We start from the raw sequence: 23,423 nt of genomic DNA, 5'->3' as shown, positions 1-23,423 counted from the left end.
CTGTTCCCCTCCCCCTTGTGGGGAGGGGCTAGGGGTGGGGGGCTGAAAGCTGAGGTGATCGACTTCGAGGTTGGGTCGCGTCGCCGATGCCATAGGCATGGCTCGAACAGCGCTCACCCGGTCTGTCGCCCCCCATCCCTCTCCCTTCCCCACGAGGGGGAAGGGAAGCGCGTTTGCCGGCATGGGCACGCCAATCTTCAAGACCGCTTCAGCCCGGACAGACGGATCATGCCGTCCGGGTTGATCACGAAGCCGGTGATGTTGGAACGCAGCGCGAAGAACACCGTCTGGTTGTAGAGATAGACGATCGGCAGCTCGTCCTGGAGGAATTTCTGCGCGGCGTCGTAGCGCTTCTTGCGCTCGGCGACGTCATAGACCGTGCGGGCCTCGTCGAGCAGCTTGTCGACCTCGGGGTTCGAGTACTTGCCGTCGTTCTGGTTGCCCTTCGAGGTGACGAACTGGTGCAGGTTGCCGTCCGGATCGATGCGGCCAGACCAGCCGATGCGGCTCATCTGGAACTTGCCCTGCTGCTGGTCGCGCAACTGGCTGGCGAACTCGGTCGAGCGGATCTGGACATCGATGCCGGCCTCCGCCGCCATCGCCTGGATGACCTGCCCCAGCTGGGCGTCGACCGGGTTGTTCGTGACGAAGAGCTCGACCGAGACCTTGGCGAGGCCGGCTTCCTTGAGCAGCGCCTTGGCCTTGGCGACGTCGCGCGCCGGCACCGGGAAATCGGCGCTGACATAAGGGTTGCCGGGGTTGAATGGCTGGATCATCGGCTCATAGAGTCCCTCGAACACGACCTGGCTCAGAACCTTCCGGTCGATCGAGAGCGAGAGCGCCTGGCGCACGCGCTTGTCCATGCCCATCGGCTGCTTGGCGGCATCGCCATTGGCGGTGTTGATGGTGATGCCCTGGTAGCCGAGATTGGCGATGCTCGCGACCTTGAGGGCCTTGTCGGCCTGCGCCGACTTCACATCGGTCGGGGCCAGCCGCTCCAGCATGTCGAGCTCGCCCGAGCGCAGGTTGGCCAGCCGCACGGTGGTGTCGGGGATCGAGCGGTAGAGAATGCGGTCGAAATGATAGTTTGCCGCTTCCCAGTGTTCCTTGAAGCGCTCCAGCACGATGCGGTCGTTCTGCACGCGCTCGACGAATTTATAGGGGCCCGAACAGACCGGCTTGGCGGCGACGTCGCCTGCGAGGCTCTTGGGCGCCAGCATCATGCCGGCGCGGTCGGTGAGCTGCGCGAGCAGCGTGGCATCGGGGCGCTTGAGTTTCAGCACGATCGTCGAGGCGTCGGGCGTCTCGACGCTGTCGACCGAGGCAAGCTCCGATTTGCGTAGCGAGTCGGGCAGGGTGCGGGCGCGCTCGATATTGGCCTTGGCGGCCTCGGCGTTGAAGGCGTCGCCATCGTGGAACTTGGCGTCGGTGCGCAGCTTCATCGTCAGCGTCAGGCCATCAGGCGAAAACGACCATTCGGTCGCCAGCCGCGGCACAAGCTTCAGGTCGGGCGTGATGTCGAGCAGCTTGTCGCAGAGGCCCTTGAAGACGATGCGGCCGACGAAGGTGCGGGCCTTGTGCGGATCGAGCATGTCGGGATCTTCCTGCAGGCCGATCCGCAGCGTCGAGGGCGCCTGCGCGAGGGCGGGCAGCGCGGCCAGTGTCAGGACGGTGGCCGAGGCCAGGACGGTGAGCAGCTTCATCGAATGTCCCCTTGTCTGATTGCGGTCATGATCGCGCAAGATCGTCCCGGTTGGTACTAGCCTGATGCAAAATCGAAGCGGCGTCGATGGCCCATCGCGCCGGCGCCCGCTTGTCCCTGCATGCTTTTATTCAGCGCGCCTGCATGCAAGTTGATGGCCAGCCGGCAAGTCCCGCTCTGGCGGCGTGCATGCGCGCATCCCCTGTCGTCTTGACGGCGTTCGCCGACTACAAGACGACAGGCACAAGCGCTCGCATGAGGCGCAGGATCGGAGGGCGCAGATGCTGCTGGGTGTGATCGCTGACGACATGACGGGCGCGACGGATGTCGCGTTGATGCTGAACCGGAGCGGCATGCGCACGGTCCAGGTCATCGGCGCGCCCGGGAAGGGGCAGGAACTGCCGCAGGCCGATGCCGTCGTGGTCGCGCTGAAATCGCGCACCAATCCCGTCGCCGAGGCCGTGGCCGATTCGCTCGCCGCCTGCGAGGCGCTGCTGGCCGCCGGCGCGAAGCAGATCTTGTTCAAATACTGCTCGACCTTCGATTCGACGCCCGAGGGCAATATCGGGCCCGTCGCGGACGCGCTGGCGCAGCGGCTGGGCGCCGGCATCGCCATCGTCTGTCCGGCTTTTCCCGCCAATGGCCGCTCGATCTATCAAGGCTATCTCTTCGTCGGCGCGGTGCCGCTGCATGAGAGCTCGATGAAAGACCACCCGCTGACGCCGATGCGGGATTCGAACCTGATGCGGCTGATGGGCGCGCAGACGAAGGCGGCGGTCGGGCTCGTCGATTACGCCACCGTCCTGGCCGGCGCGGATGCGGTCAAGGCGCGCTTTGCCAAACTCACCGGCGAGGGCGTGCGCTACGTCGTCACCGATGCGCTGACCAATGCCGATCTGATGGTGCTGGGTGAGGCCGTCTCCAGCCATGTGCTGCTGACCGGCGGCTCGGGCATCGCGATGGGCCTGCCGCAGAATTTCCGCAAGGCGGGCCTTCTTCCCGAGCGCGAGATCGCCGCCAGCCTGAAGGCACCGGCGGGACGCGCCGGTATCATCTCCGGTAGTTGCTCGACGGCGACGCGCGCACAGATCAAGGCCGCGATCGAGGCCGGCTATCCGGCGCTCAAGGTCGACCCGATGGAACTGGTCTCCGGCGGGCAGGATGCCGGCGGGCTCGCGGCCTGGGCACTGGCGCAATCCCCGGACAAGCCCTTCCTGCTCTATTCCAGCGATGACCCGAAGGAAGTCGCCGCAATCCAGGCCAGGCTCGGCCGCGAGACGGCGGGTGAGACGGTCGAGCGCGCCTTTGCCGAAACGGCAGCGCTGCTGGCGAAGGGCGGTGTCTCGCGACTGCTCGTTGCAGGCGGCGAGACCTCGGGCGCGGTCGTGCAAGGGCTGGGGATCGGCATGCTCGAGATCGGTCCCGAGATCGATCCCGGCGTGCCCTGGACGCGCGTTGCGGATGGGCAGGAGATGGTGATCGCTCTCAAATCGGGCAATTTCGGCGCGCCCGATTTCTTCCTGAAGGCCTGGACGCTGCTGCGCTGAGACGTCGTGCGACCGAGGCCGGACTTGTGTAGAATGTCTCGCAGGGCATGATACGGGACGAGATCACGCCGCATCCGGACGGGCTCGTCCAAATGCGGAAGCCGTGATCGCTTCCAGGGCGTGACCGATTCTAGAGATTTGGAGGCATTGCTTCAGCGAAAAGACGGCTTCCGCTTTTTCGCGCGATGCTTTTGGGAGGACCGGATGGACATGGCGTTTCTCGGCGATCTGTTGACCAATGTGGCCGACCGCGGCCGGGCCCTGATCGGCTTCGAGCGCTTCCTGGGCCAGCGCAACCGGCCGATCGACCGCCTCTGCGAGGATCTGCTCTCCGGCCGTGGAGAGGCCTCGGGCATGGCGCTGGCGCAGGGTGTGCTCGATGCCTGGGAGCGGCTCGACCGGCCGGGCCGCCAGGCCTTCTTCGCCATGCTGCAGGAACGCTTCGGGCCGGACCATGACAGGCTCGGCAAGGCGATCGACGCCTATCGCAGGGACCCGAGTGCGGCTGCGATCTCCGCCCTGCATCTCGCCTCCGAACCGCGCCGGCAGGAACTGCTGCGCCGCCTCAACCTCGCCCCGGACGGGACGCATGTGCTGGTCCGCATGCGCGAGGCGTTGTTCGAGGCGATGGAGAGCGACCGCGACCTGCTCGCCGTCGATTCCGACTTCCGCCATCTCTTCGGCTCCTGGTTCAATCGCGGCTTCCTCGTCCTGCGCCGCATCGACTGGCGTAGCCCGGCCAATGTGCTGGAGAAGATCATCCGCTACGAGGCGGTCCACGAGATTCAGGGCTGGGACGATCTGCGCCGAAGGCTCGAACCGGCCGACCGCCGCTGCTTCGCCTTCTTTCATCCCCAGCTTGTCGACGAGCCGCTGATCTTCGTCGAAGTCGCGCTGACCGGCGAGATTCCGCGCAGCATCGGCGAGGTTCTGAGCGGCGAGCGCGAGGTGCTGTCGGCTCCCGCTGCGACGACCGCGGTGTTCTATTCGATCTCGAACTGCCAGGAAGGGCTGCGCGGCATCTCCTTCGGCAACTTCCTGATCAAGCAGGTCGCAGAAGATCTGAAGCGCGAATTGCCGGGGCTCGACACCTTCGTCACCCTCTCGCCCGTGCCGGGCTTCGCACGCTGGCTCGACGGCATCGTCGCCGATCCGGGAGAGTTCGCCCTCACCAACGAGGAACGTTCGGAGCTGGCGCGGCCCGCCGTCGAGACGATCTCGCTCGACGATGCGGCCAAAGCTCGCCGCGACAAGCTGCTCGGCCAGATGGCGGCGCAGTATCTGCTGCGCGCCCGCACCGCCTCCGGACGCGTCATCGACCCGGTTGCCCGCTTCCATCTCGGCAATGGCGCGCGGCTGGAGCGCATCAATGTCGGCGGCAACATGTCGGCGCGTGGCCTGCGCGAGTCGCACGGCGTGATGGTCAATTACCGTTACGATCTCGACGACATCGAGACCAACCACGAGGCCTTCGCCACCCGCAATACGGTGGTCGCCTCCTCGGGCGTGCGCAAGCTGCTGCGGCCGGCCGCAGCCTGATCGCCAACCTCAAGACAACACCGCGCCTCACGGAACTGCCTGAAAGGACCCGAAATCATGGGCAACCAACTGTTCGACCTCGTCAGGGCGCGCATCCCGGCGCCCAGTGCACGCTTCGCGCTGCTCGATGACGGCCGGCACTATTCCTATGCCGACATGGTCGACGTTTCCGCCCGTTACGCTAACGCGCTGGTGGCGTTGGGGGTGAAGCCGGGCGACCGTGTCGCCGTCCAGGTCGAGAAGTCGATCGAGGCGCTGATGCTCTATCTCGGCGCGGTGCGGGCCGGCGCGATCTTCCTGCCGCTGAACACCGCCTACACCCCGGCCGAGATCGAATATTTCCTGGGCGATGCGCAGCCGGCCGTCTTCGTCTGCGACCCGGCCAAGGCCGATGCCCTGAAGCCCTATGCCGCCAAGGCGGGCGCGAAGCTGGAGACGCTCGGCGTCTGGCGTTCGCCCGACATCTCCGCCGGCACGCTCTCCGACAAGGCCCTGGCCGCCTCGGCCGCCTTCGCCGATATCGAGCGCGGGCCGGACGATCTTGCCGCCATCCTCTACACCTCGGGCACCACCGGGCGCTCCAAGGGCGCGATGCTGTCCCACGACAACCTCGCCTCGAATGCGCTGGCGCTGGTCGATTACTGGCGCTTCGGCAAGGACGACGTGCTCCTGCACGCCCTGCCGATCTTCCATACGCACGGCCTCTTCGTCGCGACCAATTGCGTGCTGTTTTCCGGCGCCTCGATGATCCTGCTGCCGAAATTCGATCCCGAACAGGTGTTCAGAGACCTGCCCCAGGCGACCTGCATGATGGGCGTGCCGACCTTTTATGTCCGGCTGCTACAGGACGAACGCCTGACGCGGGCTGCGACCGCGCATATGCGCCTCTTCGTTTCCGGCTCGGCGCCGCTACTGGCCGAGACGCATCGCGAATGGCGCGAGCGCACCGGTCACGCCATCCTCGAGCGCTACGGCATGACCGAGACCAACATGAACACCTCGAACCCCTATGACGGCGAGCGCGTCGCGGGCACGGTCGGCTTCCCGCTGCCGGGCGTCTCCGCACGCGTTGCGGACCCCGAGACGGGCAAGCTTCTGGGCCCCGACGAGATCGGCATGATCGAGGTCAAGGGACCCAATGTCTTCAAGGGCTACTGGCGCAACCCCGAGAAAACGGCGGCCGAGTTCAAGCCGGACGGCTTCTTCATCACCGGCGACCTCGGCAAGATCGATGGTGCCGGCTATGTCCACATCGTCGGGCGCGGCAAGGACCTGATCATCACCGGCGGCTACAACGTCTATCCCAAGGAGGTCGAGACCGAGATCGACGAGATGCCAGGCGTGATCGAAAGCGCCGTCATCGGCTGTCCGCATCCCGATTTCGGCGAGGGTGTCACCGCCGTCGTGGTGGTGAAGCCCGGCGCGACGATCACCGCAGCCTCCATCGCCGCGGCGCTCGAACAGCGCCTCGCCAAGTTCAAGCAGCCGAAGCAGGTCTTCGTCGTGCAGGACCTGCCGCGCAACACCATGGGCAAGGTCCAGAAGAACCTGCTGCGCGAGCAGTACAAGGATATCTACGCCCGGCAGATGAAGGCGGGGGAGTAGGCGGGGGGTCAGCCCGCCTTGTGCAGCCGCTCCAGCGGGAACCGCGCCACATCCGCCAGCAGTTCGACGAAGCCCTTCGCCTGTAGCGCAGCGGTCGCCTTGCCTTTCTCCGCCGTTGCGAGGGAGGCATCGCCCGCTGCGCCCGAGGCGTGAACGTCCTGCGCCATCCAGGCCATCGCGTGCAGCCCGGTCGGTCGCAGCCACGTATAGCCCTCCGCCGCCATCCCGACCGTGAGGGGCTCGAAGCGCCCGGCCTTGCTCATATCGACGAGGTCGGGCCGGAAATGCAGCATCAGCGAGGTTTCGATGTCGCCGGCATGGATTCCATGGTTGGCGTCGAGGTCGGCGAAGACCCCGGGAGGCAGGCCGAAGGCGCGCCAGGCCGTTGTCACCGCCAGCATGCCGTGGCGTACCCGCAACTCGCGGGCGACGACCTTCATCGGGTCGATATTGCCGCCATGCGAAGTCACGATCACGAGTTTGCGCAGGCCCGCGCGCTTGACGCTTTCGCCGATCTCGATCCAGCCCTGCGTCGCGCTTTCCCAGGAGAGCGTCAGCGTGCCCGGCGAGTGAAGATGCTCGTTCGATTTGCAGATCGCTTGCGTCGGCAGGACCAGCACGTCGAGATCGCCGGGAACGAGCGGCATCGCCTCGGCGAGCATCGCGTTCATGATCGTGGTGTCGACGCTAACCGGCAGATGCGGGCCGTGCTGCTCGATCGCGGCGAGCGGTAGCACCGCGATGGTGTTGTCGGCTGAAAGGCCGGCGAAGTCCGCGGTCTTCAGATCGCCCCAGAAGCGCGCGCCCATCTCAGATCTTGTCCCCGTTCGCAACTTGATTGATCTCGGCGCATTCGAGAATGCGCGAAGGGCCCCCGTCCTGGACCAGTGCCAGCATGGCCCGCCCGATCCGTTCCGTCGAGGTGACGTAATCCGGCACCCATCGCTCCAGCAACGGCCAGAACGGGGCGAAGCCGCGATAGAGCACGTTGTAGAGCGCCGTCCTGGACCGGATGCCGTGCATCGGCTGGATAATCGCAGGGCGCAGAATGTAGACGGCACGGAAAGGAAGGCGCAGCAGGGCGTTCTCTGCCCGACCCTTGATGCGCGCCCACATCACCCGGCCCGTCTCCGTGCTGTCGGCGCCGGCCCCCGAGACATGGATGAAGACGGCCTTTGGGCTCGCCTGCAGCAGAGCCTGGGCGGCAGCAAGCGGGATGTCGTAGGTGATGCGGGCGTAGTCGGCCTCCTTCATTCCGGCCGAGGTGATGCCGAGGCAGAACAGGCAGGCGTCGAAGCCGCCGAGCTCGGGCTCGATATCGCCATGGTGCAGCAGGTCGTCCCGCACGATCTCGCGCAGCTTCGGATGGCTTTGCCCGGTGGCTTTGCGTCCCAGCGTCACGACCTGCGTGACGTCGGAATCACGCAGGAATTCCCGCAATGCGCCTTGGCCAACCATGCCGGTCGCTCCAAAGATCAGGATTCTCATGATTTATTTGCCTAAAAGAAAGGCAAAATGCGCGTTCTGTGCGCATCTGCGGGGCGTTTTGGTTCACGACCGCGTTCGTCGCATGGCATATATGTTGCTGACTTGGAGCTCCACCAGTGCCGCCATTCGGGAGGTTGTAGCATGACGATGAAGTATCGCCTGACGCGCCGTGGCGCGCTTGGACTGATCGGCGGCTCGGCGCTGGTGGCCGTCCCCGGCGCCCCTGTCAGCGCCCAGACCCTCGACAAGGTTTCCTATCAGACCAACTGGCGCGCCCAGGCCGAGCATGGCGGCTTTTATCTCGCCGCCGCCAACGGCATCTACAAGAAATACGGCATCGATGCTGAGATCCGTCCCGGCGGCCCGCAGCAGAACCCCTCGCAGCTTCTGCTCGGCGGCCGCGTCGACATGATCATGTCGAACTCCTTCGAGGCGATCCGCTATGCGCAGGAGAACATCCCCTTCCTCTGCATCGCCTCGATCTTCCAGAAAGACCCGCAGGTCATCATCTCCCATCCCGGCGTCGGTAACGACTCGCTCGCGGCCCTGAAGGGCAAGCCGATCCTGGTGGGCGCCGCCGGGCGCAACAGCTACTGGCCGTTCCTGAAGGCGAAATTCGGCTTCACCGACGAGCAGATCAGGCCCTACACGTTCAATATGGCGCCGTTTCTGGCCGACAAGACCATCTCGCAGCAGGGCTTTCTGTCGTCCGAGCCCTTCGCCATCCAGAAGCAGGGCGGCGTCACGCCGGTGGTCCATCTCATCGCCGATGCCGGCTTCGAGAATTACAACACCACGATCAACATCTCGAAGAAGATGGCCGACGAGAAGAAGGACCTCGTCCAACGCTTCGTCACAGCCTCGCTGGAGGGTTGGGCCGAATACATGAAGGGCGGCCCTGCCGTCGCTGCTGCGAATGCCCAGATCCTGAAGGACAATCCCGACATGGATCAGGAGAAGATCGACTACGCGGTCAAGGTGATGAACGAGAAGGGCATCGTTCTCTCGGGCGACGCGCTGACGCTCGGCATCGGCGCCATGACAGATGCGCGGTGGCTGAGCTTCTACAAGACGATGACCGAGGCGGGCGTCTTCCCGGCCGGGATCGACCTGAAGAAGGCCTACAGCCTGGACTTCGTCAACAAGGGCGTCGGCAAGGCGTGACACGTCACGCTCGGGCTTGACCCGAGCATCTCCTGCCGGAGATTCTCGGGTTCGCGCTGCGCTGCGCCCGAGAATGACGGTTGATCATTGCAGACAACGGATCATCAGGCTTTGGACACGGCCTCTCTGAGCACGACCATGACGGAGCACACCGGCGGCGGCAGACCGCTCGTCAGTGTGCGCCATGTCTCCAAGCAGTTCGCCAACGGCACGATCGCGGTGCGCGACGTCAATCTCGATCTCGGCTCGGGCGAGTTCGTCAGCCTGCTCGGCCCCTCGGGCTGCGGAAAGTCGACGCTGCTGCGGATGATCGCGGGGCTGGGAGCGCCGTCCAGCGGCACGATCGAATGGCCCACCACCGGCCATGACGCCTCGGGCGAGCCGCAGCGCGACCTCGGCTTCGTCTTCCAGGATCCGACCCTGATGCCCTGGGCGACCGCGCTCGCCAACGTGATGATGCCGCTGACGCTGAAAGGCGTCCGCAAGCACGAGGCCCGCGAGCGTGCGGCGGCGATGCTGGCCCTGGTCGGCCTCGCCGGCTTCGAGAAATCCTATCCGCGCGAACTCTCGGGCGGCATGAAGATGCGCGTCTCGATCGCGCGCGGGCTGGTGCTGCGCCCCAAGATCCTGCTGATGGACGAGCCTTTTGCGGCGCTGGACGAGATCACCCGCCACCGCCTCAACGATGACCTGCTCGAACTCTGGTGGAAGGAGAAGTTCACCGCGGTCTTCGTCACCCATTCGGTCTTCGAGTCGGTGTATCTCTCGAAGCGCATCGTGGTGATGGCGGCGCGCCCCGGCCGCGTCATGGCTGATCTCGACGTGGATGCGCCCTATCCGCGCGACGACCTGTTCCGCACCTCTTCGGAATACGCCCATCTCTGCCGCGCCGTCTCCGGCAAGCTCAAGGAGGCAATCGGCTCATGAGCGCGCCTTCGCTGGAGACCCCCGCACCGGCCCATGATGGCACCGACGCCGAGGCGCGGCCGGTCTTCGCGACCGAGCCTCGCGTTCTCGGCCTGCCCGCCGGCGCCTGGCCGCGCATCCTGGCCCCGCTCGCGATCGGCGTGCTGGCGCTGGCCCTGTGGGAGTTCGCCGTCCGCTGGAACGGAATCCCGCCCTATATCCTGCCGGGGCCGCTGCTGATCGGCGAGACGCTCGTTGCCGATTGGGGGACACTGTCGGGCTCGCTCTGGATCACGCTGCGCATCACCTTCATGGCGCTGGCGGCGGCGGTGATCGTCGGCGTCACGCTCGCCGTGCTCTTCACCCAGTCGAAATGGCTGGAGATGTCGCTCTTGCCCTATGCGGTGATCCTGCAGGTGACGCCGATCGTTGCGATCGCGCCGCTGATCATCATCTGGGCCGGCGACATCAACCTGTCGCTGCTGATCTGCGCCTGGATCGTCGCTTTCTTCCCGATCCTGTCCAACACCATCCTCGGCCTCAACTCGGCCGACCACAACCTGGTCAACCTGTTCCAGCTCTATGGCGCGAGCCGCTGGCAGACGATGCGCCATCTCAAGCTGCCGGCGGCCTTGCCCTATTTCCTGGCGGGGCTGAAGATTTCGGGCGGGCTTGCCTTGATCGGCGCAGTGGTGGCCGAATTTGTCGCCGGGACCGGCGGCAGCGCTTCGGGCCTGGCCTACCGCATTCTGGAGGCGGGCTATCAGCTCAAGATTCCGCGCGTCTTCGCCGCATTGCTGATGATCTCGCTGTCGGGCATCGCGATCTTCCTCGCCACGAGCTGGGTCTCGCATATGCTGCTGCGGCACTGGCATGAGAGCGCCCTGAAGCGGGAAAACTGAGGCACGCCGCCGTCATCGCGAGCGGGCAAAATCGAGAACAAGAGGATTTCCCATGAGCGCCGTTCCCGGACGCCAGCCGAAGCCCGCCCAGGCTTCGCGCTACGACATCGCCGCGCTGAAGCAGGACCTCGACGGCATTGCGCTGATCGACGAGGCCCAGGTCGTGCGCAAGCGTTCGCGCGACTTCTTCTGGTATTCGCCGATCCTCAACAAGCAGCTCGCCGACAAGTCGGCCGACATCATCGCCACTCCCCGCGATGAGGCCGAGGTCATCCGCATCGCGGCTGCCTGCGCCAGACGGCGTATCCCGCTGACGGTGCGGGCCGCCGGTACCGGCAATTACGGCCAGGCCGTGCCACTCGAGGGCGGGGTCCTGCTCGACATTACCGGGCTCACCGGCATCGCCTGGCAGAAGCCCGGCATCGTGCGCACGGCCGCCGGTTCGCGCATGCTCGATGTCGACATCGCGATGCGGGAGGCCGGATACGAGCAGCGCATGCATCCCTCGACCAAGCGCAGCGCGACGGTCGGCGGCTTCGTCGCCGGCGGTTCGGGCGGCGTCGGCTCCGTCACCTATGGCGGGCTGCGCGAGCCCGGCAACATTCTGGCGGCGCGCATCGTCACCGTCGAGGAGGAGCCGCGGATCATCGAATTGCGCGACGATGCCGCCCAGAAGGTGAACCGCGCCTATGGCACGACCGGGATCATCACTGCGCTCGAGATGCCGCTGGCGCCGGCCTGGCCCTGGATCGACGTCATCGTCGCCTTCGACGACTACATGGAAGCCTTCCAGGCCGGCTATGAACTCGCCCTTGCCGATGGCATCGTCAAGAAGCTGGTCACGCCGATCTCGTCCGCCATCACGCCCTGTTTCGGCGCCCTGAAGCAGCATTGCCCGCCGGGCAAGAGCATCCTGATCTGCATGATCGCCGAGGGCTCGCTCGGCCCGTTCAAGGCGATCGCCGGAAAGCGCGGCACGATCACCTATGAGGCGCCCTCGGAAGAAGGGCCAGGGACCGTCCCGCTCTACGAATACACCTGGAACCACACCACGCTGCAGTGGCTGAAGAGCGATCGCTCGATCACCTATCTGCAATGCCTGTTTCCGCATGACCGGCTCGTCGAAAGCGCCCGCGAGACGATCGCGAGCTTCGGCGACGAGCTGCTGCCGCATCACGAGTTCATCCGCTTCGGCGGGCGTGTGACGGCGAGCGCGCTGCCGATCCTGCGTTACTCGACGCCGGAGCGTCTCAACGAGATCATCGCGCAGCATGAGGCGTCGGGCGTCTTCATCGCCAACCCGCATGTCGTCTCGCTGGAGGAGGGCAGCCGGCACAAGCGGGCGGATGCCGACCAACTCGGCTTCAAGCGCGAGGTCGATCCGCGCGGCCTGTTGAACCCGGGCAAGATGACGAGCTTCGTCGCCAGTGATCAGGCAAAATAAGCGATTTTCCGGTCCGCCGGCAGCGCATCGAGTTCGCGCAGGGTGGCCTCGGACCCGGATGTCGGCGAAGCGGCCATCGCCGGCTGTTCGGCGCCGGCAAGACGCTGCTGGAAAGCGAAGGCCGGAGAGGGCTGCTCGACCATCGCGACGGTCACCTCGTCGGCCGGCTCGTTGAAGACGATGTCGTCGTCGAGCTGCTCGATCGAGCCGATTCGCGTCTCGCCCAGCCGATCCACCATCGTAAGCTTGTTGATGGCGGGGGACAGGGCCTGATCGTCGATCTCGATGATCTCGATATCGTCATAGCCGGCGAGCGGCGCCGTGTCGCGCTGGTCGAGAGTCCGCGCCGGTGGCGGCGGGGCGATGAAGGGCTCGACCTCGGCGGTGCCCTGCGACAGGCTGGCGACCGCGCGAAGGCTGCTGTCCAGCATCGCGATCGTGTCGGCGATCTTGTCGATCTGCTGAACCGTGCCTTCCACGATGACGGTCGCAGCCGAGATCTCGGCTGCGCGCTGGTCGAGCATGTCGCACAGTGTCTCGTTTGCGCCGGCCTCGCGCAGGTTCCAGGCGGCTTCCTGCATGCTTTCTGTGGCTTGGACGATGATGCCTGCGGCCGTCTCGATCCGCGCAGCCAGGCCGGAGGCGCGCTCCTCGGCCTTGCCGCTGATCCGTTCCAGATCGATCCGCAGATCGGCGATCAGGGCCGCCGCCTCGCTGATATCGGGCTCCGGCACCGGCTCCGGCAGGCCGATACCGACCACCCGCTCGATCCGGTTGATGGCGCCGAGAAGCTGGATCGTGTCGGCCTGACGGTTGCGCCTGGCGAATTCGGTCATGAACCAGCGGCCACGAGCGGTTTCCATGACGGCCGCCTCGATCGCCTCGTAATCCGTTTCGCTCAGCGGTGTCAGTGAACGCGCTTCGCTCATGACGGACCTGCTCTTGAAGGACCGGCCGAATCGGGTGTCGCCGGTCATGATGCACCATCGCGGACCTTCGCACCGGATGGCTTAACGAATTGTTTCCTGTCTCGAATCGGCCCTTGCCTGTAGCCTATGCACCGCTCTGTGCCGGCGTCTCGAACGGGGGGCGGGCTGTGGCGCGCTCGCGCTCGCGAAGTCATGCTCTTGCCAACCCGGAAATGGGCGGCGATACAGGCTGAAGGGGCAAGCTGGCGCTCAATGACGGGCGTCGCGGGTTGATTCACGACCATTCGTGTGCGGACGAAGGACCTCACGGAAAGCCATGGCGAGCCCTGATACCGCCGAACCGCAAGCGGTCTTCCGTGACGACGCCGGCACGCTGGCCGTGGCGCTCGCGGGGTCCTGGAGCGCCGACCGGGCTCCGCGCATCGAGAGCCTCGCCACGGAGATCGCGGAGCGCATCGCGAAGGCCTCGCGCGCCCGGCTGGACCTGTCGGCCGTGGTCAGGCTGGACACGCTCGGCGCCTATGTCCTGAACCGTCTCAAGCATGAGCAGGAAACGGGCGGCGCGGCCGTCGAGATCGTCAGCCGGCGGCCGGAGCACAGCGTGCTGCTGGCCGAGATCGACGCGCATGATCACAAGAAGTCACCGCCGATCCACGCCTTCAGGGTCGTCGATGTTCTCGTCAACATCGGAGCTGCCGTGGTGCGCTTCGGCCGCGACATGGTCGGAGGCGCGATGTTCCTGGGCGAGGTCATCGTCGGCTCCGCTGCCGTCGTGCTCGGTCCGCGCAAGTTTCGCGGACCCTCGCTGGTCAACCAGATCGAGCTGATCGCCTTCAACGGCGCGCCGATCATCATGCTGATCTCGTTCCTCGTCGGCTGCATCGTCGCCCAGCAGGGCATCTTCCAGCTCCAGCAGTTCGGCGCGGCTGTCTTCGTCGTCAACCTCACCGGCATCCTGATCCTGCGCGAGCTGGCGGTGCTGCTGACCTCGATCATGATCGCGGGCCGTTCGGGCTCGGCCTTCACCGCCGAGATCGGCTCGATGAAGATGCGCGAGGAGATCGACGCATTGCGGGTGATGGGGCTCGACCCGATCGAGGTTCTCGTCGTTCCGCGCATCCTCGCGCTCATCATCTCGCTGCCGATCCTGACCTTCATCTCGGCGATGGCGGGGTTGACCGGCGCGGCGCTGGTGTCCTGGCTCTATGGCGGCATCGGGATCGATACCTTCCTGGCGCGGCTGCAATCGGTCATCACCTGGAAGCACTTCGCGGTTGGCCTCATAAAAGCGCCGTTCATGGCCTTTGTGATCGGGCTGATCGCCTCGATCGAGGGGCTCGCCGTCAAGGGCTCGGCGGAGTCGCTCGGGCGGCAGGTCACGGCCTCGGTGGTGAAGGCGATCTTCATGGTCATCGTCGTCGATGGTCTCTTCGCGATGTTCTTCGCGTCCATCGAGTTTTGAGGATCGAACTCCGGTGATCAGCGAGCAGGGAACACAGGGCGTTGCGCGCACCGCGCCGCATCATGAGGCAGCGGAACCCGAGGCCGTCATCCGTGTGCGCGACCTCAAGGTCGCGTTCGGCGACAAGGTCATCATGGACGGTCTCGACCTCGATGTGATGCGCGGCGAGATCCTCGGCTTCGTCGGAGGCTCCGGGCAGGGCAAATCCGTGCTGACGCGCACGATCCTGGGTCTGGTGCGGAAGGCGCGCGGTACGATCGAGGTCTTCGGCGAGGATGTCGACACGCTGAACCTCGTCCAGCGCCGGACTCTGGAGCGACGTTTCGGCGTCATGTTTCAGCAGGGAGCGCTATTCTCGGCGCTGACGGTGAAGCAGAATATCCAGGTGCCGATGCGCGAGTACCTGGAATTGTCGCCAGCGCTTCTGGACGAGATGGCGATGGTGAAGCTCGATCTCGTCGGGTTGAGTCCGGACGCTGCCGACAAATCACCGTCCGAACTCTCTGGAGGCATGATCAAGCGCGCGGCTTTGGCCCGCGCGCTCGCCCTGGACCCGGAAATCGTCTTCCTCGACGAGCCGACCTCGGGGCTCGACCCGATCGGCGCTGCGGAGTTCGACGAATTGATTGTCACGCTGAAGCAGACTTTGGGGCTGACCGTCTTCATGGTAACCCACGACCTCGACAGCCTGTATTCCGCCTGCGACCGAATCGGCGCGTTGGCGGATAAGCGGGTCATCGCAGTCGGCCCGCTGGCCACGATGCTGGCATCCGACCATCCATGGCTCAAGGCCTATTTCGGCGGCGAGCGGGCCCAGGCCCGCCTGCTGCCCGAGCAACGGGAAAAAACAGTCTAGACCATGGAATCGCGGGCAAATTATGCGCTGGTCGGACTGTTCACGCTGGCTGTCCTGGCTGCGCTCTTCGGGTTCGTCTACTGGTTCAACAGTGGCGCGGGCGGCAGGAAGGCGGATGTGCGCGTCATCTTCAGCGGCACGGTGACGGGCCTCGGGCGGGGCTCGAGCGTTCTGTTCAACGGCCTGCGCGTCGGCGAGGTGACGCGAATCGAACTCCAGCCCGATGATCCGCGCCGCATCTATGCCGTGATCCAGGTCGACCGAACGACACCGCTGCGCGTCGATACCCGCGCGCGCATCGAGGCGCAGGGGCTCGCCGGCGTCGTCGCCGTGCAGCTTCTCGGCGGCGATCCCAATTCGGCGGTCCTGACCACCCAGCCGGGCCAGGCGTTGCCGACGATCATCGCCGAACGCTCCGAGTTCCAGGACATCCTCGAGACGGTGCGGACCATCGCCAAGCGCGCCGACGACGTGCTCGGCGGCATCGAGGGGCTGGTGAAGGACAATGCGGGCCCGATCGGCAACACGGTCCGGAACGTCGAGAAGTTCTCCGCCGCGCTCGGCAACAACTCCGACGGCATCGACAAGCTGATGCAGAGCTTTGGCACGATCGCCGAGACCATCGCACCGCTCTCGGAGAAGCTCGGCGTGCTCAGCCAGGAACTGACCGAGATCGTCCGTTCGGTCGATCAGAAGAAGGTCAGCTCGATCGTCGAGAACGTCGACAGGTTCACCGCTGCGCTCGGCGGTTCCAGCGACGATGTCGGCAAGGCCGTCAAGGACGTGGCCTCGATCACCGACAAGCTCAACCGGGCGGCCGATCAGGTCGAGGGCGTGCTGAAGAGCGCGCAGGCCTTCCTGAACACCGCAGCCGGCCAGGATGGCCGCAGCGCCTTCACCGAGGTCAGCGATGCCGCGAAGTCGATCCGCGTGCTGGCCGACAACCTCGACAAGCGCACGGCCGAGATCACCACCGGGATCAGCCGCTTCACCGGGCCGGGCCTGCGCGACATCGAGACGCTGGCCAGCGACGGCCGGCGCACGCTGACGGATCTGAACCGCACCTTGCGGAGTTTGGAACGTAACCCGCAGCAGTTCATCTTCGGCGGCAAGCCCTCGCTTCCTCAATATGGTGGATCCCGCTAGACCGATGACGATCAAGGCCCAGCCCGCGCCGCATCCCCTTTTCCGCAAACCCGTCATCGCCCTGGCGCTCGCTGCCGGCGTGCTGCTGGCGGGCTGTGGCGGCGGCAGCGCGCCGACCACCTACGATCTTTCGGCACCCCGCGACTTCGGCCGCATCGGCGGCTCGCGCGCGACGCTGATGGTGCAGGAGCCGACGACGGTCCAGGCTCTCGATTCCGACCGCGTCATCGTCCGGGATTCCAGCGGTGCGCTGTCCTTCCTGGGCGGAGCGCAATGGGCCGACCGTGTGCCCAAGCTGGTGCAGGTCCGCCTGATCCAGACCTTCGAGAACGGCAGCAGGCTCGGCGCGGTGGCGCGACCAGGGGATCGCGTCACGCCAGAGGTGCAACTGCTCACTGACATCCGCAGTTTCAACATCGATGCCGCTAGCGGCATGGCTGTGGTCGAGATCACCGCCAAGCTCGTCGGCGACCGGACGGGCGACATCCGGCGCGCGCGCATGTTCTCCGCCCGCATCCCCGCCGGCGCCGTCGATGGCACGGGCGCCACGCAGGCGCTCGACCGGGCGCTGTCGCAGGTTCTGATCGAGATCGTGCGCTGGGCGCGCTGAGGCGCTTCTCCGCGTTTCGGCCCGGGTCCAGGCCTTCGACCTGCTAAGCCTTCAGCCTGGACGGCGGCGAAGCCGCACTGATCCGGCCCCATTATGGATCGCGTCTGCTGGACCCTGGGGCTTCGCCGCCCGGACGCAGGATCAACAAAAAGGCCGCCCCGGGAGGCGGCCTTTTCGATTCTGGCGATGCGGCTGGAGCCCTATTCGAAGCGCCCGCTCGCATGGGCAAGCATGGTGTAGACCTTGCCGGTCTCCGAGGTCAGGTAGGTCTTGGCGACCATGGAGTCGCGGTCGTCCTTCGCGGCTTCCGCCAGCAGGCGCTCGAACTCGTCGATATAACGGTCGACGGTCTCCTTGAACTCAGCATCGCGCCGGTACTTGCGGCGGATCTCGTCGAAGGTCTGCTGACCCTGCAGGGTGTAGAGGCGGCGCGTGAAGACGTTGCGCTCGCCGCGCTTGTAGCGGTCCCAAAGCTCGACCGCGGCATCGTGGTCGATCATCCGGGCGATATCGACCGAGAGCGAATCCAGCCGTTCAATCGAATGCGCCGTCGGCTTGGGTGCCTCCGGAGCCTTGTCCTCGCGCGAGGCGCGATTGAGCAGGTCCGAGAGCCAGCCGCTCTTTGCAGGCTGCTGGGGCTCCGGCGTCGGTTGGCGGCGCGGAGCCTCCTGCGCGGGCGCAGGGCCGGGCGTCGGGCGAGGCGCCGGGGCAGGGCGTGCCTCGGCACGGGGCGTCACGGTGACGGACTCCGGCTCCGGCATCGCGTCGAGCGAGGGCCGCAGCAGCGGCTCGGCCGCCGGCAGGCGGGCCTGCGTCACGGTCGAATAGGCCGGGGCCTGCGGGGGCAGGGCGGCAGACGCCGTGCGACGGCTCTGGCCGGCATCGACCGGCAGCGCGACGTCGCTGCGACGGCCCGAGCGGGTGACGATCTCGGTCAGCTCGTTCAGCGCCTTGATCTGCTCGGCGACGACCCGGCGCATGGCCGAGGTCGATTCCTGCGTCTCGCGCGGCAGGTCGAGCACGCCGCGCTTCAGTTCGGCCCGCGTCTCCTCCAGCTCGCGCTGGATTTCGGCGGCGACGTTGCGCATGTCCTGCGCCGCGCCCTGGAAGCGGTCGGTCACCTTCGCCAGCTCGCCGCCGACCTCGTTCGAGACCTGTTCGTAGGCCTGCCGGAGGGCAAGTGCGGTACGCTCACGCTCCTTGCCGGTCGTCGTCCGGATCATTTCGAACTGCTGCGCGATCGCGCTGGTGGTGGACTCGGCGGACTCGCTCAGCACGCCGCCGATCTGGCGCGCCCGCCCCTCCGCAGTGCTCAGCGACTCGTCCATCATTGCCGCGAAGGAGCGGGTGATCGATTCGACGTCGTCGGTCCGGTTGGCGATCAGACCGTGCAGTTCCTCGAGCGAATCCTTGCGCGCGGCGAGAGCCTTGCTGACACGCGCCTCGACCTGCTCCAGACGCGTCGCGACCGAATGCAGCGCGGCGGTGCTGGCCTGGGTGACCTCGCTCAGCGAAGCGCCCTTGTCGTCGAGCTGGCCGACGAGCGCAGTTGTCTCGCGCAACGCTCCCTCGGAGAACGTCTTCAGGGCTGTGACTTGGTCCCCGATCTGCTGCGTCGCCTTGCCGGTTTCGTCCATGACGGTGGCGATCACGCTCTGCAGATCGCCGAGGCGGGCCGAGAGGCCGCCCTCGACGGCGGCGAGGTTCTTGTTCGCGCCGTTGACGATCTGCTGCATGAGCTTGTTCGCCTCGCCCAGCCGGCCGAGCATGCCGCCGAGTTCGCCGCGAAGCTGCTCATTGGTGCTGACCAGCGCCTCGACCGACTGCCGCGTGCCGTGTTCCAGCGTCTCGCGCAGCCCGCTCGACGAGGTGTCGAGGGCGGTCGTGATCGCGCTACCACGCTCGCGCAGCCCCTCGATGATCGACGAGCCGCGGCTCTCGATCGCCCGCACCACGGTCTCACCGACCATGGCGACCTCGTTGGCGATGGCCTCGCCGCGCTGGCCGAGAGCGGCGACCATGCCGCCACCCTTGTCCTCGAACAGCAGGCGCAGGGCTTCGGCGCGGTCGCCGAGCGCCGTCGCAATGGCCTCGCCGCGCTGGCCGAGAGCGGCGACCATGCCGCCGCCCTTGTCGTCGAACAGCACGCGCAGCTCCTCGGTGCGTTCGCTGAGGGAGGCCGTGATCGCATCCGACTTGGTCTGCAGCGTGTCGGCGATCTCCTGGCCACGCGTGTCGAGCGTGCCGGAGACCGTGTCGAGCCGGTTGACCACGCGCTCCTCGAAGCGGGCGACGCTGCGGTCGAGCGTGTCGGCGATCTGGAGCGCGCGACCGCCGAGCGTGGCGTTGATCGTATCGGCCTTGTCGCTGAGCGTGCGGGTGAGCGATTCGCTCTTCGAGGTCACGACCTCGCCGATCTCGTCGGCCTTGGCCGCCAGCGCGCGGGTGACCTCGCGGCCGCCCTCCGCCAGCACGCGGGCGATATCGACCGTGCGCTCGACCAGCGCCTCGTTCAGCGCGGTGGCGCGCGAGCCGAGGCTGCCGTCGATCCGAGCGATCAGCCCGTCGAGCGAGCTGGCGATCTCGGCACTCTTGGCGCCCGAGCGCTCCTCGAAGACCTTGATCTGGCTCTCCATCGCGTCGGTGGCTTCACGCGTGCGGTTGGCCAGGATCTCGGCGGCTTCGGCCGCACGGGTTCCGACCCGCTCGGCCAGCGCCATGCCATCCTCGCCGATCAGCTTCTCGACGCTCGCGATTCCGGTCGTCACCGCGACGGTCAGGGCCCGGGTGTCGTCGGACAGCTTGCTCGCCAGATCGCCGCCCTTGTGAACGATGACGTCCTCGAAGGCTGCGAGGCGTGAGCCAAGAGCGTTCTCGACATGGCGGCCCTGGTTGTCGAACAGCTCCGCGAAGGCGCTGAGGCGTTCGCCCAGCGTCGCTCCGATTTCGCGGCCTTGCTCGTCGAAGAGCCGGTTCAACGCGTCGTGACGGCCAGAAATGGCCTCTGTCAGCGCCTGGGCGCGGCTGTCCACCGAGCGCAGCATCGACTCGGCATTCGCCGACAGCGCCTCGTTGACGCGTCCGCCCTGCTGCGTCAGCGCCAGCACGATCTCCTTGCCGGTGCCGGCGAGCAGGGTGCGCGCCTCCTCGGCATGGACGGTGAAGGTCTCGCGCAGGCCCTGCGTCGCCTCGGTGACCCGGTCCGCGACATCGCGGCCGTCGACATTGATGGTCTCGGTCAGGGAGCGGGTGGCGTCGTTCATGCGGCGAGCCAGCTCCTCGCTCTGCTCGCCGAGCAGCGTATGGACCTCGCGGCCGGCGCTTACGAGATCGCGCAGCAGCGTCTCGCGCTGATCGCCGAGCAAGGTGCCGACCTGCTCGCCGGTTTCGCTCAATCGCGTCAGGAAGCCGCTCTGCTGCAGCTCAAGGGCTGCCTGCGCGGCTTCGCTGGCATCCGTGAGCCGGGCCGCCAGGGCCGCGCCCCGCTCGTCGAGCCGCTGGTCCAGGCTCTCGCCCGTCTCGGCCAGCCGGGTGATCAGGGCACCGCTGCGTTCCGCAAGTACGCTATGGACCGAACGGCCGACATCGGCGACGCGGCTGACCAGAGCCTGGCTTTCGCTGCCGAGCAGATCCTTCACCTCTAGGCCTGCCTGCGAGAGCTTCACGGTCAGGGCGGCGGCCTGCTCGTCGAGCAGCGCACCGACCCGCGCGCCGGTCTCGGACAGGCTCGATGCCAGCGCATCGCTCTGGGCCCCGATCAGGCCGTGGGCCTGCTCGCCGGCCTCGTTGAGACGCAGCACGAGGGTCTCGCTCTGGCTGTCGAGCAGTTTGCCGACCTCCACGCTGGCTCCCGACACGCGCGAGACGAGAGCTTCGCTCTGTCCAGCCAGCAAGCTGGCGACATTCGCGCCGGTGCCGGAGACGCGCGAGACGAGCGTGTCGCCCTGCTCACCCAGCAATCTCGCGACGTCGGCGCCCGTGCCGGAAACCCGGTTGACCAGCGTCTCGCTCTGATCGGCGAGCATCTGGACGACATCCGTGCCCGTGCCCGAAAGTCGCGAGACCAGAGACTCGCTCTGGTCCGCGAGCAGCTTTGCCACATCCGAGCCTGTGCCTGAAACCCTCGAGACCAGAGAATGGCTCTGTTCCGCGAGGAGCTTCGCGACCTCGGAGCCCGTATCAGAAACCCGCGAGACCAGGCTCTCGGCCTGCTGGCCGAGCAGGGTCTGGACGGTTTCGCCGGTTTCCGACAGGCGCGCCACCAGCTTGCCGCCATGGTCGTCGATCACGGTCTGGAGGCCCTCGGTGACCGAAGCGACGCGCGTCGCCAGCACCTCGCCATGCCGTCCGACGGTCTCGCCCAGCGACTGGCCGGCTTCGTCGACGCGCAGGATGATCGCATCGCTGCGCTCGCGCAGGACATCGTCGACCGTCCGGGCGGTGTCGTTCAGTCGGGTGACGAGCGCCTCGCTCTGGGTTCCGATCAGAGTGTTGACGCTCTCGCCGACTTCGATCAGCCGCGAGGCGATCAACTCGTTTTGACGGGCGAGCAGGCCGTTGACGCCGCGGCCGACCTCGGCGAGGCGCGTTGTGACGCTGTCGCCCTCGTCGGCAAGCGAGGCGCGCAGGGTTTCGCCGGTCTCCGCCAGGCGCGCCCTCAGGGCCTCGCTCTGGTTCTCGATCAGCGCGACCATGCTGCGGCTGCTGGTCTCGAAGCGTTCGGCGGCCTCGCTGCCGCGCGCGGAAATGTCCTGCGCCAGCGCCTCGCCGGTCGCCCGCAGCGTCTCGTTCACGGTGTCGACGCGGGCCGCCAGCGTATCGACCACCTGCGAGCCGGTCTCGGTGATCGCGCGCGTCACGTCGCGCGCCCCGGTGGCGAGACCTTCGGTCAGGACGGCGCCGGTGCGTTCGAGCGAGGATGCGATGTCGCGGGCGCGGCCGTCGAGCAGGGTCGACAGGCTGTCGCTGGCCCCGGACAGCCGCTCGCTGACCTCGCCGGAGGTGACCTGCAGGCGCTCGACCAGTTCGCCGCCGCGGCCGCTGATCTCGTCGATCATGCGCTCGCCGGCGCGCCCGAGCGCCTGGGTGATCTGGTCGCCCTTCTCGCCGAGCGAGCCGGTGACGCGGTCGCCGGCCTGGGCAACGGCCTCCGCGATCGTGCGGCTGGCATTGTCCAGATCCTTGGAGAGGTTCTCATGCGCGCCGCTGATCGCGAACTTCACGCGCTCGGCATTGCCGACCACGGCCTCGCGCTGCGTCACCAGTTCGTCGATCAGGGAGCGCAGCCGGATTTCGTTGTCGGCATAGGCACGCTCCAGCGTGGCGATCTCGCCGCGCACGATCGTCTCCAGCTCGCCTGCACGCGCGACGGCGCGCTCGATGCCGTCGCCCATGGCGGCGACTTCGCGGCGGATGGTCTGGCTCAGCGACAGCACGGAATCGGCGCCGACGATCTCGGGCTCGGCCAGCCGCAGGGCGACCTCGGTCATCGCCCGCGACACGAGGCGCATCTCCTGCGTCCGGCGATAGAGCGCCGCCAATACGAAGAAGAAGACGACGGGCGCGCCGACACAGAGCGCCAGCAAGGTCCATTCGCCGACGCCGAAGGCAGCGAGGCGCTCGGGCAGGCCGCTGTCGAGCGAACCGAAGCGGTTGAGCAGAACGAAGGCCGCACCGCCGAGCCAGGCGAGCGAGGCGAGCGCTGCGAACCAGGAGGGCTTGGTGGAGGGGCGGACGGAGAAGGCCTGGACCAACGAGCTGGAATCGCGCCGGTCGTCATTGGCGACGCGGCTCGTATCGGGCGCGATCGCGGCGCGCGGCGCGGCCGGCTGGACCGGGGTGGCGGATTGCGGCGCGGCCGGCTCGACGCGAGGCAGTTCGAGCTTGAGGTCATGTTCGGTGGTGGCAGGCAGCTTCGGCTCTGATCCCGGATCGGCGTCGATGTCGGGCTTCGGCTGGTCGAGCCGGAGTGCCTCCTCGATCGCAGACATGGCGGCTTCGGTCGGGTCCTGGAGCTTCTTCTGCCGATTCATGGTGTGCCGCCTCGCCACGCTACTGGGACAGGAGCCTGATCGTGATCGCCGGGCTCGCTCGGACCGCCTCTGGTCCTGGCAAGGGGAGAAA

At 66.9% G+C, this 23,423-nt stretch carries 16 protein-coding genes; 11 read left to right on the top strand and 5 right to left on the bottom strand.

Translation table 11 applies throughout. From position 1 onward, the window contains the following. Positions 1-197 precede the first annotated feature (197 nt). Positions 198-1,703, bottom strand: a complete 1,506-nt coding sequence (locus C8D03_RS01410) for an ABC transporter substrate-binding protein (RefSeq protein ID WP_108044668.1) — start codon at positions 1,701-1,703, stop codon at positions 198-200. A gap of 280 nt (positions 1,704-1,983) precedes the next feature. Here C8D03_RS01410 and otnK point away from each other — a divergent pair, with 280 nt between their 5' ends. From otnK to C8D03_RS01395, 3 genes are all read left to right on the top strand, one after another. After that, positions 1,984-3,249 (top strand): 3-oxo-tetronate kinase, encoded by a 1,266-nt coding sequence (gene otnK / locus C8D03_RS01405; RefSeq protein ID WP_108044667.1) that lies wholly within the window; start codon positions 1,984-1,986, stop codon positions 3,247-3,249. 210 nt (positions 3,250-3,459) lie between these two features. After that, positions 3,460-4,788 (top strand): malonyl-CoA decarboxylase, encoded by a 1,329-nt coding sequence (locus C8D03_RS01400; protein WP_465246422.1) that lies wholly within the window; start codon positions 3,460-3,462, stop codon positions 4,786-4,788. Positions 4,789-4,845: 57 nt separating this feature from the next. Further along, a complete protein-coding gene (locus C8D03_RS01395; RefSeq protein WP_108044665.1) occupies positions 4,846-6,393 on the top strand; it encodes a malonate--CoA ligase in 1,548 nt (515 codons plus the stop codon). Positions 6,394-6,401: 8 nt separating this feature from the next. Here C8D03_RS01395 and C8D03_RS01390 read toward each other — a convergent pair whose 3' ends face one another. Further along, positions 6,402-7,202 carry a creatininase family protein gene (locus C8D03_RS01390; RefSeq protein ID WP_108044664.1) on the bottom strand — a complete coding sequence of 267 codons (801 nt, stop codon included), beginning with the start codon at positions 7,200-7,202 and terminating at the stop codon, positions 6,402-6,404. Position 7,203: 1 nt separating this feature from the next. After that, positions 7,204-7,881: an NAD(P)H-binding protein gene (locus tag C8D03_RS01385; protein ID WP_108044663.1), complete on the bottom strand. Its 678-nt coding sequence runs from the start codon at positions 7,879-7,881 to the stop codon at positions 7,204-7,206. Positions 7,882-8,022: 141 nt separating this feature from the next. Between C8D03_RS01385 and C8D03_RS01380 the strand changes: the two genes are divergently transcribed. The 4 genes from C8D03_RS01380 (at position 8,023) to C8D03_RS01365 (ending at position 12,297) form a co-directional block, all read left to right on the top strand. Then, complete coding sequence (locus C8D03_RS01380) at positions 8,023-9,045, top strand: ABC transporter substrate-binding protein (protein WP_108044662.1); 1,023 nt, start codon at positions 8,023-8,025, stop codon at positions 9,043-9,045. Between the two features lie 138 nt (positions 9,046-9,183). Then, positions 9,184-9,972, top strand: a complete 789-nt coding sequence (locus tag C8D03_RS01375; protein ID WP_108051051.1) for an ABC transporter ATP-binding protein — start codon at positions 9,184-9,186, stop codon at positions 9,970-9,972. Beyond that, positions 9,969-10,853 (top strand): ABC transporter permease, encoded by an 885-nt coding sequence (locus C8D03_RS01370; RefSeq protein ID WP_108044661.1) that lies wholly within the window; start codon positions 9,969-9,971, stop codon positions 10,851-10,853. Before C8D03_RS01375 ends, C8D03_RS01370 begins: the two co-directional genes overlap by 4 nt. A gap of 52 nt (positions 10,854-10,905) precedes the next feature. Further along, positions 10,906-12,297 carry an FAD-binding oxidoreductase gene (locus C8D03_RS01365; RefSeq protein ID WP_108044660.1) on the top strand — a complete coding sequence of 464 codons (1,392 nt, stop codon included), beginning with the start codon at positions 10,906-10,908 and terminating at the stop codon, positions 12,295-12,297. Here C8D03_RS01365 and C8D03_RS01360 read toward each other — a convergent pair. Further along, complete coding sequence (locus C8D03_RS01360; protein WP_146170032.1) at positions 12,285-13,226, bottom strand: hypothetical protein; 942 nt, start codon at positions 13,224-13,226, stop codon at positions 12,285-12,287. The two genes, C8D03_RS01365 and C8D03_RS01360, sit on opposite strands and share 13 nt — an antisense overlap. A gap of 316 nt (positions 13,227-13,542) precedes the next feature. Between C8D03_RS01360 and C8D03_RS01355 the strand changes: the two genes are divergently transcribed. The 4 genes from C8D03_RS01355 to C8D03_RS01340 all read left to right on the top strand — a co-directional run bounded on the left by C8D03_RS01355 (position 13,543) and on the right by C8D03_RS01340 (position 17,300). Continuing rightward, complete coding sequence (locus tag C8D03_RS01355; protein WP_108044658.1) at positions 13,543-14,688, top strand: MlaE family ABC transporter permease; 1,146 nt, start codon at positions 13,543-13,545, stop codon at positions 14,686-14,688. 88 nt (positions 14,689-14,776) lie between these two features. Continuing rightward, a complete protein-coding gene (locus C8D03_RS01350) occupies positions 14,777-15,544 on the top strand; it encodes an ABC transporter ATP-binding protein (RefSeq protein ID WP_248308636.1) in 768 nt (255 codons plus the stop codon). 3 nt (positions 15,545-15,547) lie between these two features. Then, a complete protein-coding gene (locus C8D03_RS01345; RefSeq protein ID WP_108044656.1) occupies positions 15,548-16,690 on the top strand; it encodes an MlaD family protein in 1,143 nt (380 codons plus the stop codon). A gap of 4 nt (positions 16,691-16,694) precedes the next feature. After that, positions 16,695-17,300 carry an ABC-type transport auxiliary lipoprotein family protein gene (locus C8D03_RS01340; RefSeq protein WP_108044655.1) on the top strand — a complete coding sequence of 202 codons (606 nt, stop codon included), beginning with the start codon at positions 16,695-16,697 and terminating at the stop codon, positions 17,298-17,300. A gap of 200 nt (positions 17,301-17,500) precedes the next feature. On the opposite strand, the gene C8D03_RS01335 is transcribed toward C8D03_RS01340, so the two are convergent. Next, a complete protein-coding gene (locus C8D03_RS01335; RefSeq protein ID WP_108044654.1) occupies positions 17,501-23,332 on the bottom strand; it encodes an apolipoprotein A-IV repeat region-like domain-containing protein in 5,832 nt (1,943 codons plus the stop codon). Positions 23,333-23,423: the final 91 nt, after the last annotated feature.

The sequence above is a fragment of the Bosea sp. 124 genome, from assembly GCF_003046175.1.
In the GTDB taxonomy this organism is placed as follows: domain Bacteria; phylum Pseudomonadota; class Alphaproteobacteria; order Rhizobiales; family Beijerinckiaceae; genus Allobosea.
This window is presented reverse-complemented; position numbering and strand designations above follow the sequence as displayed.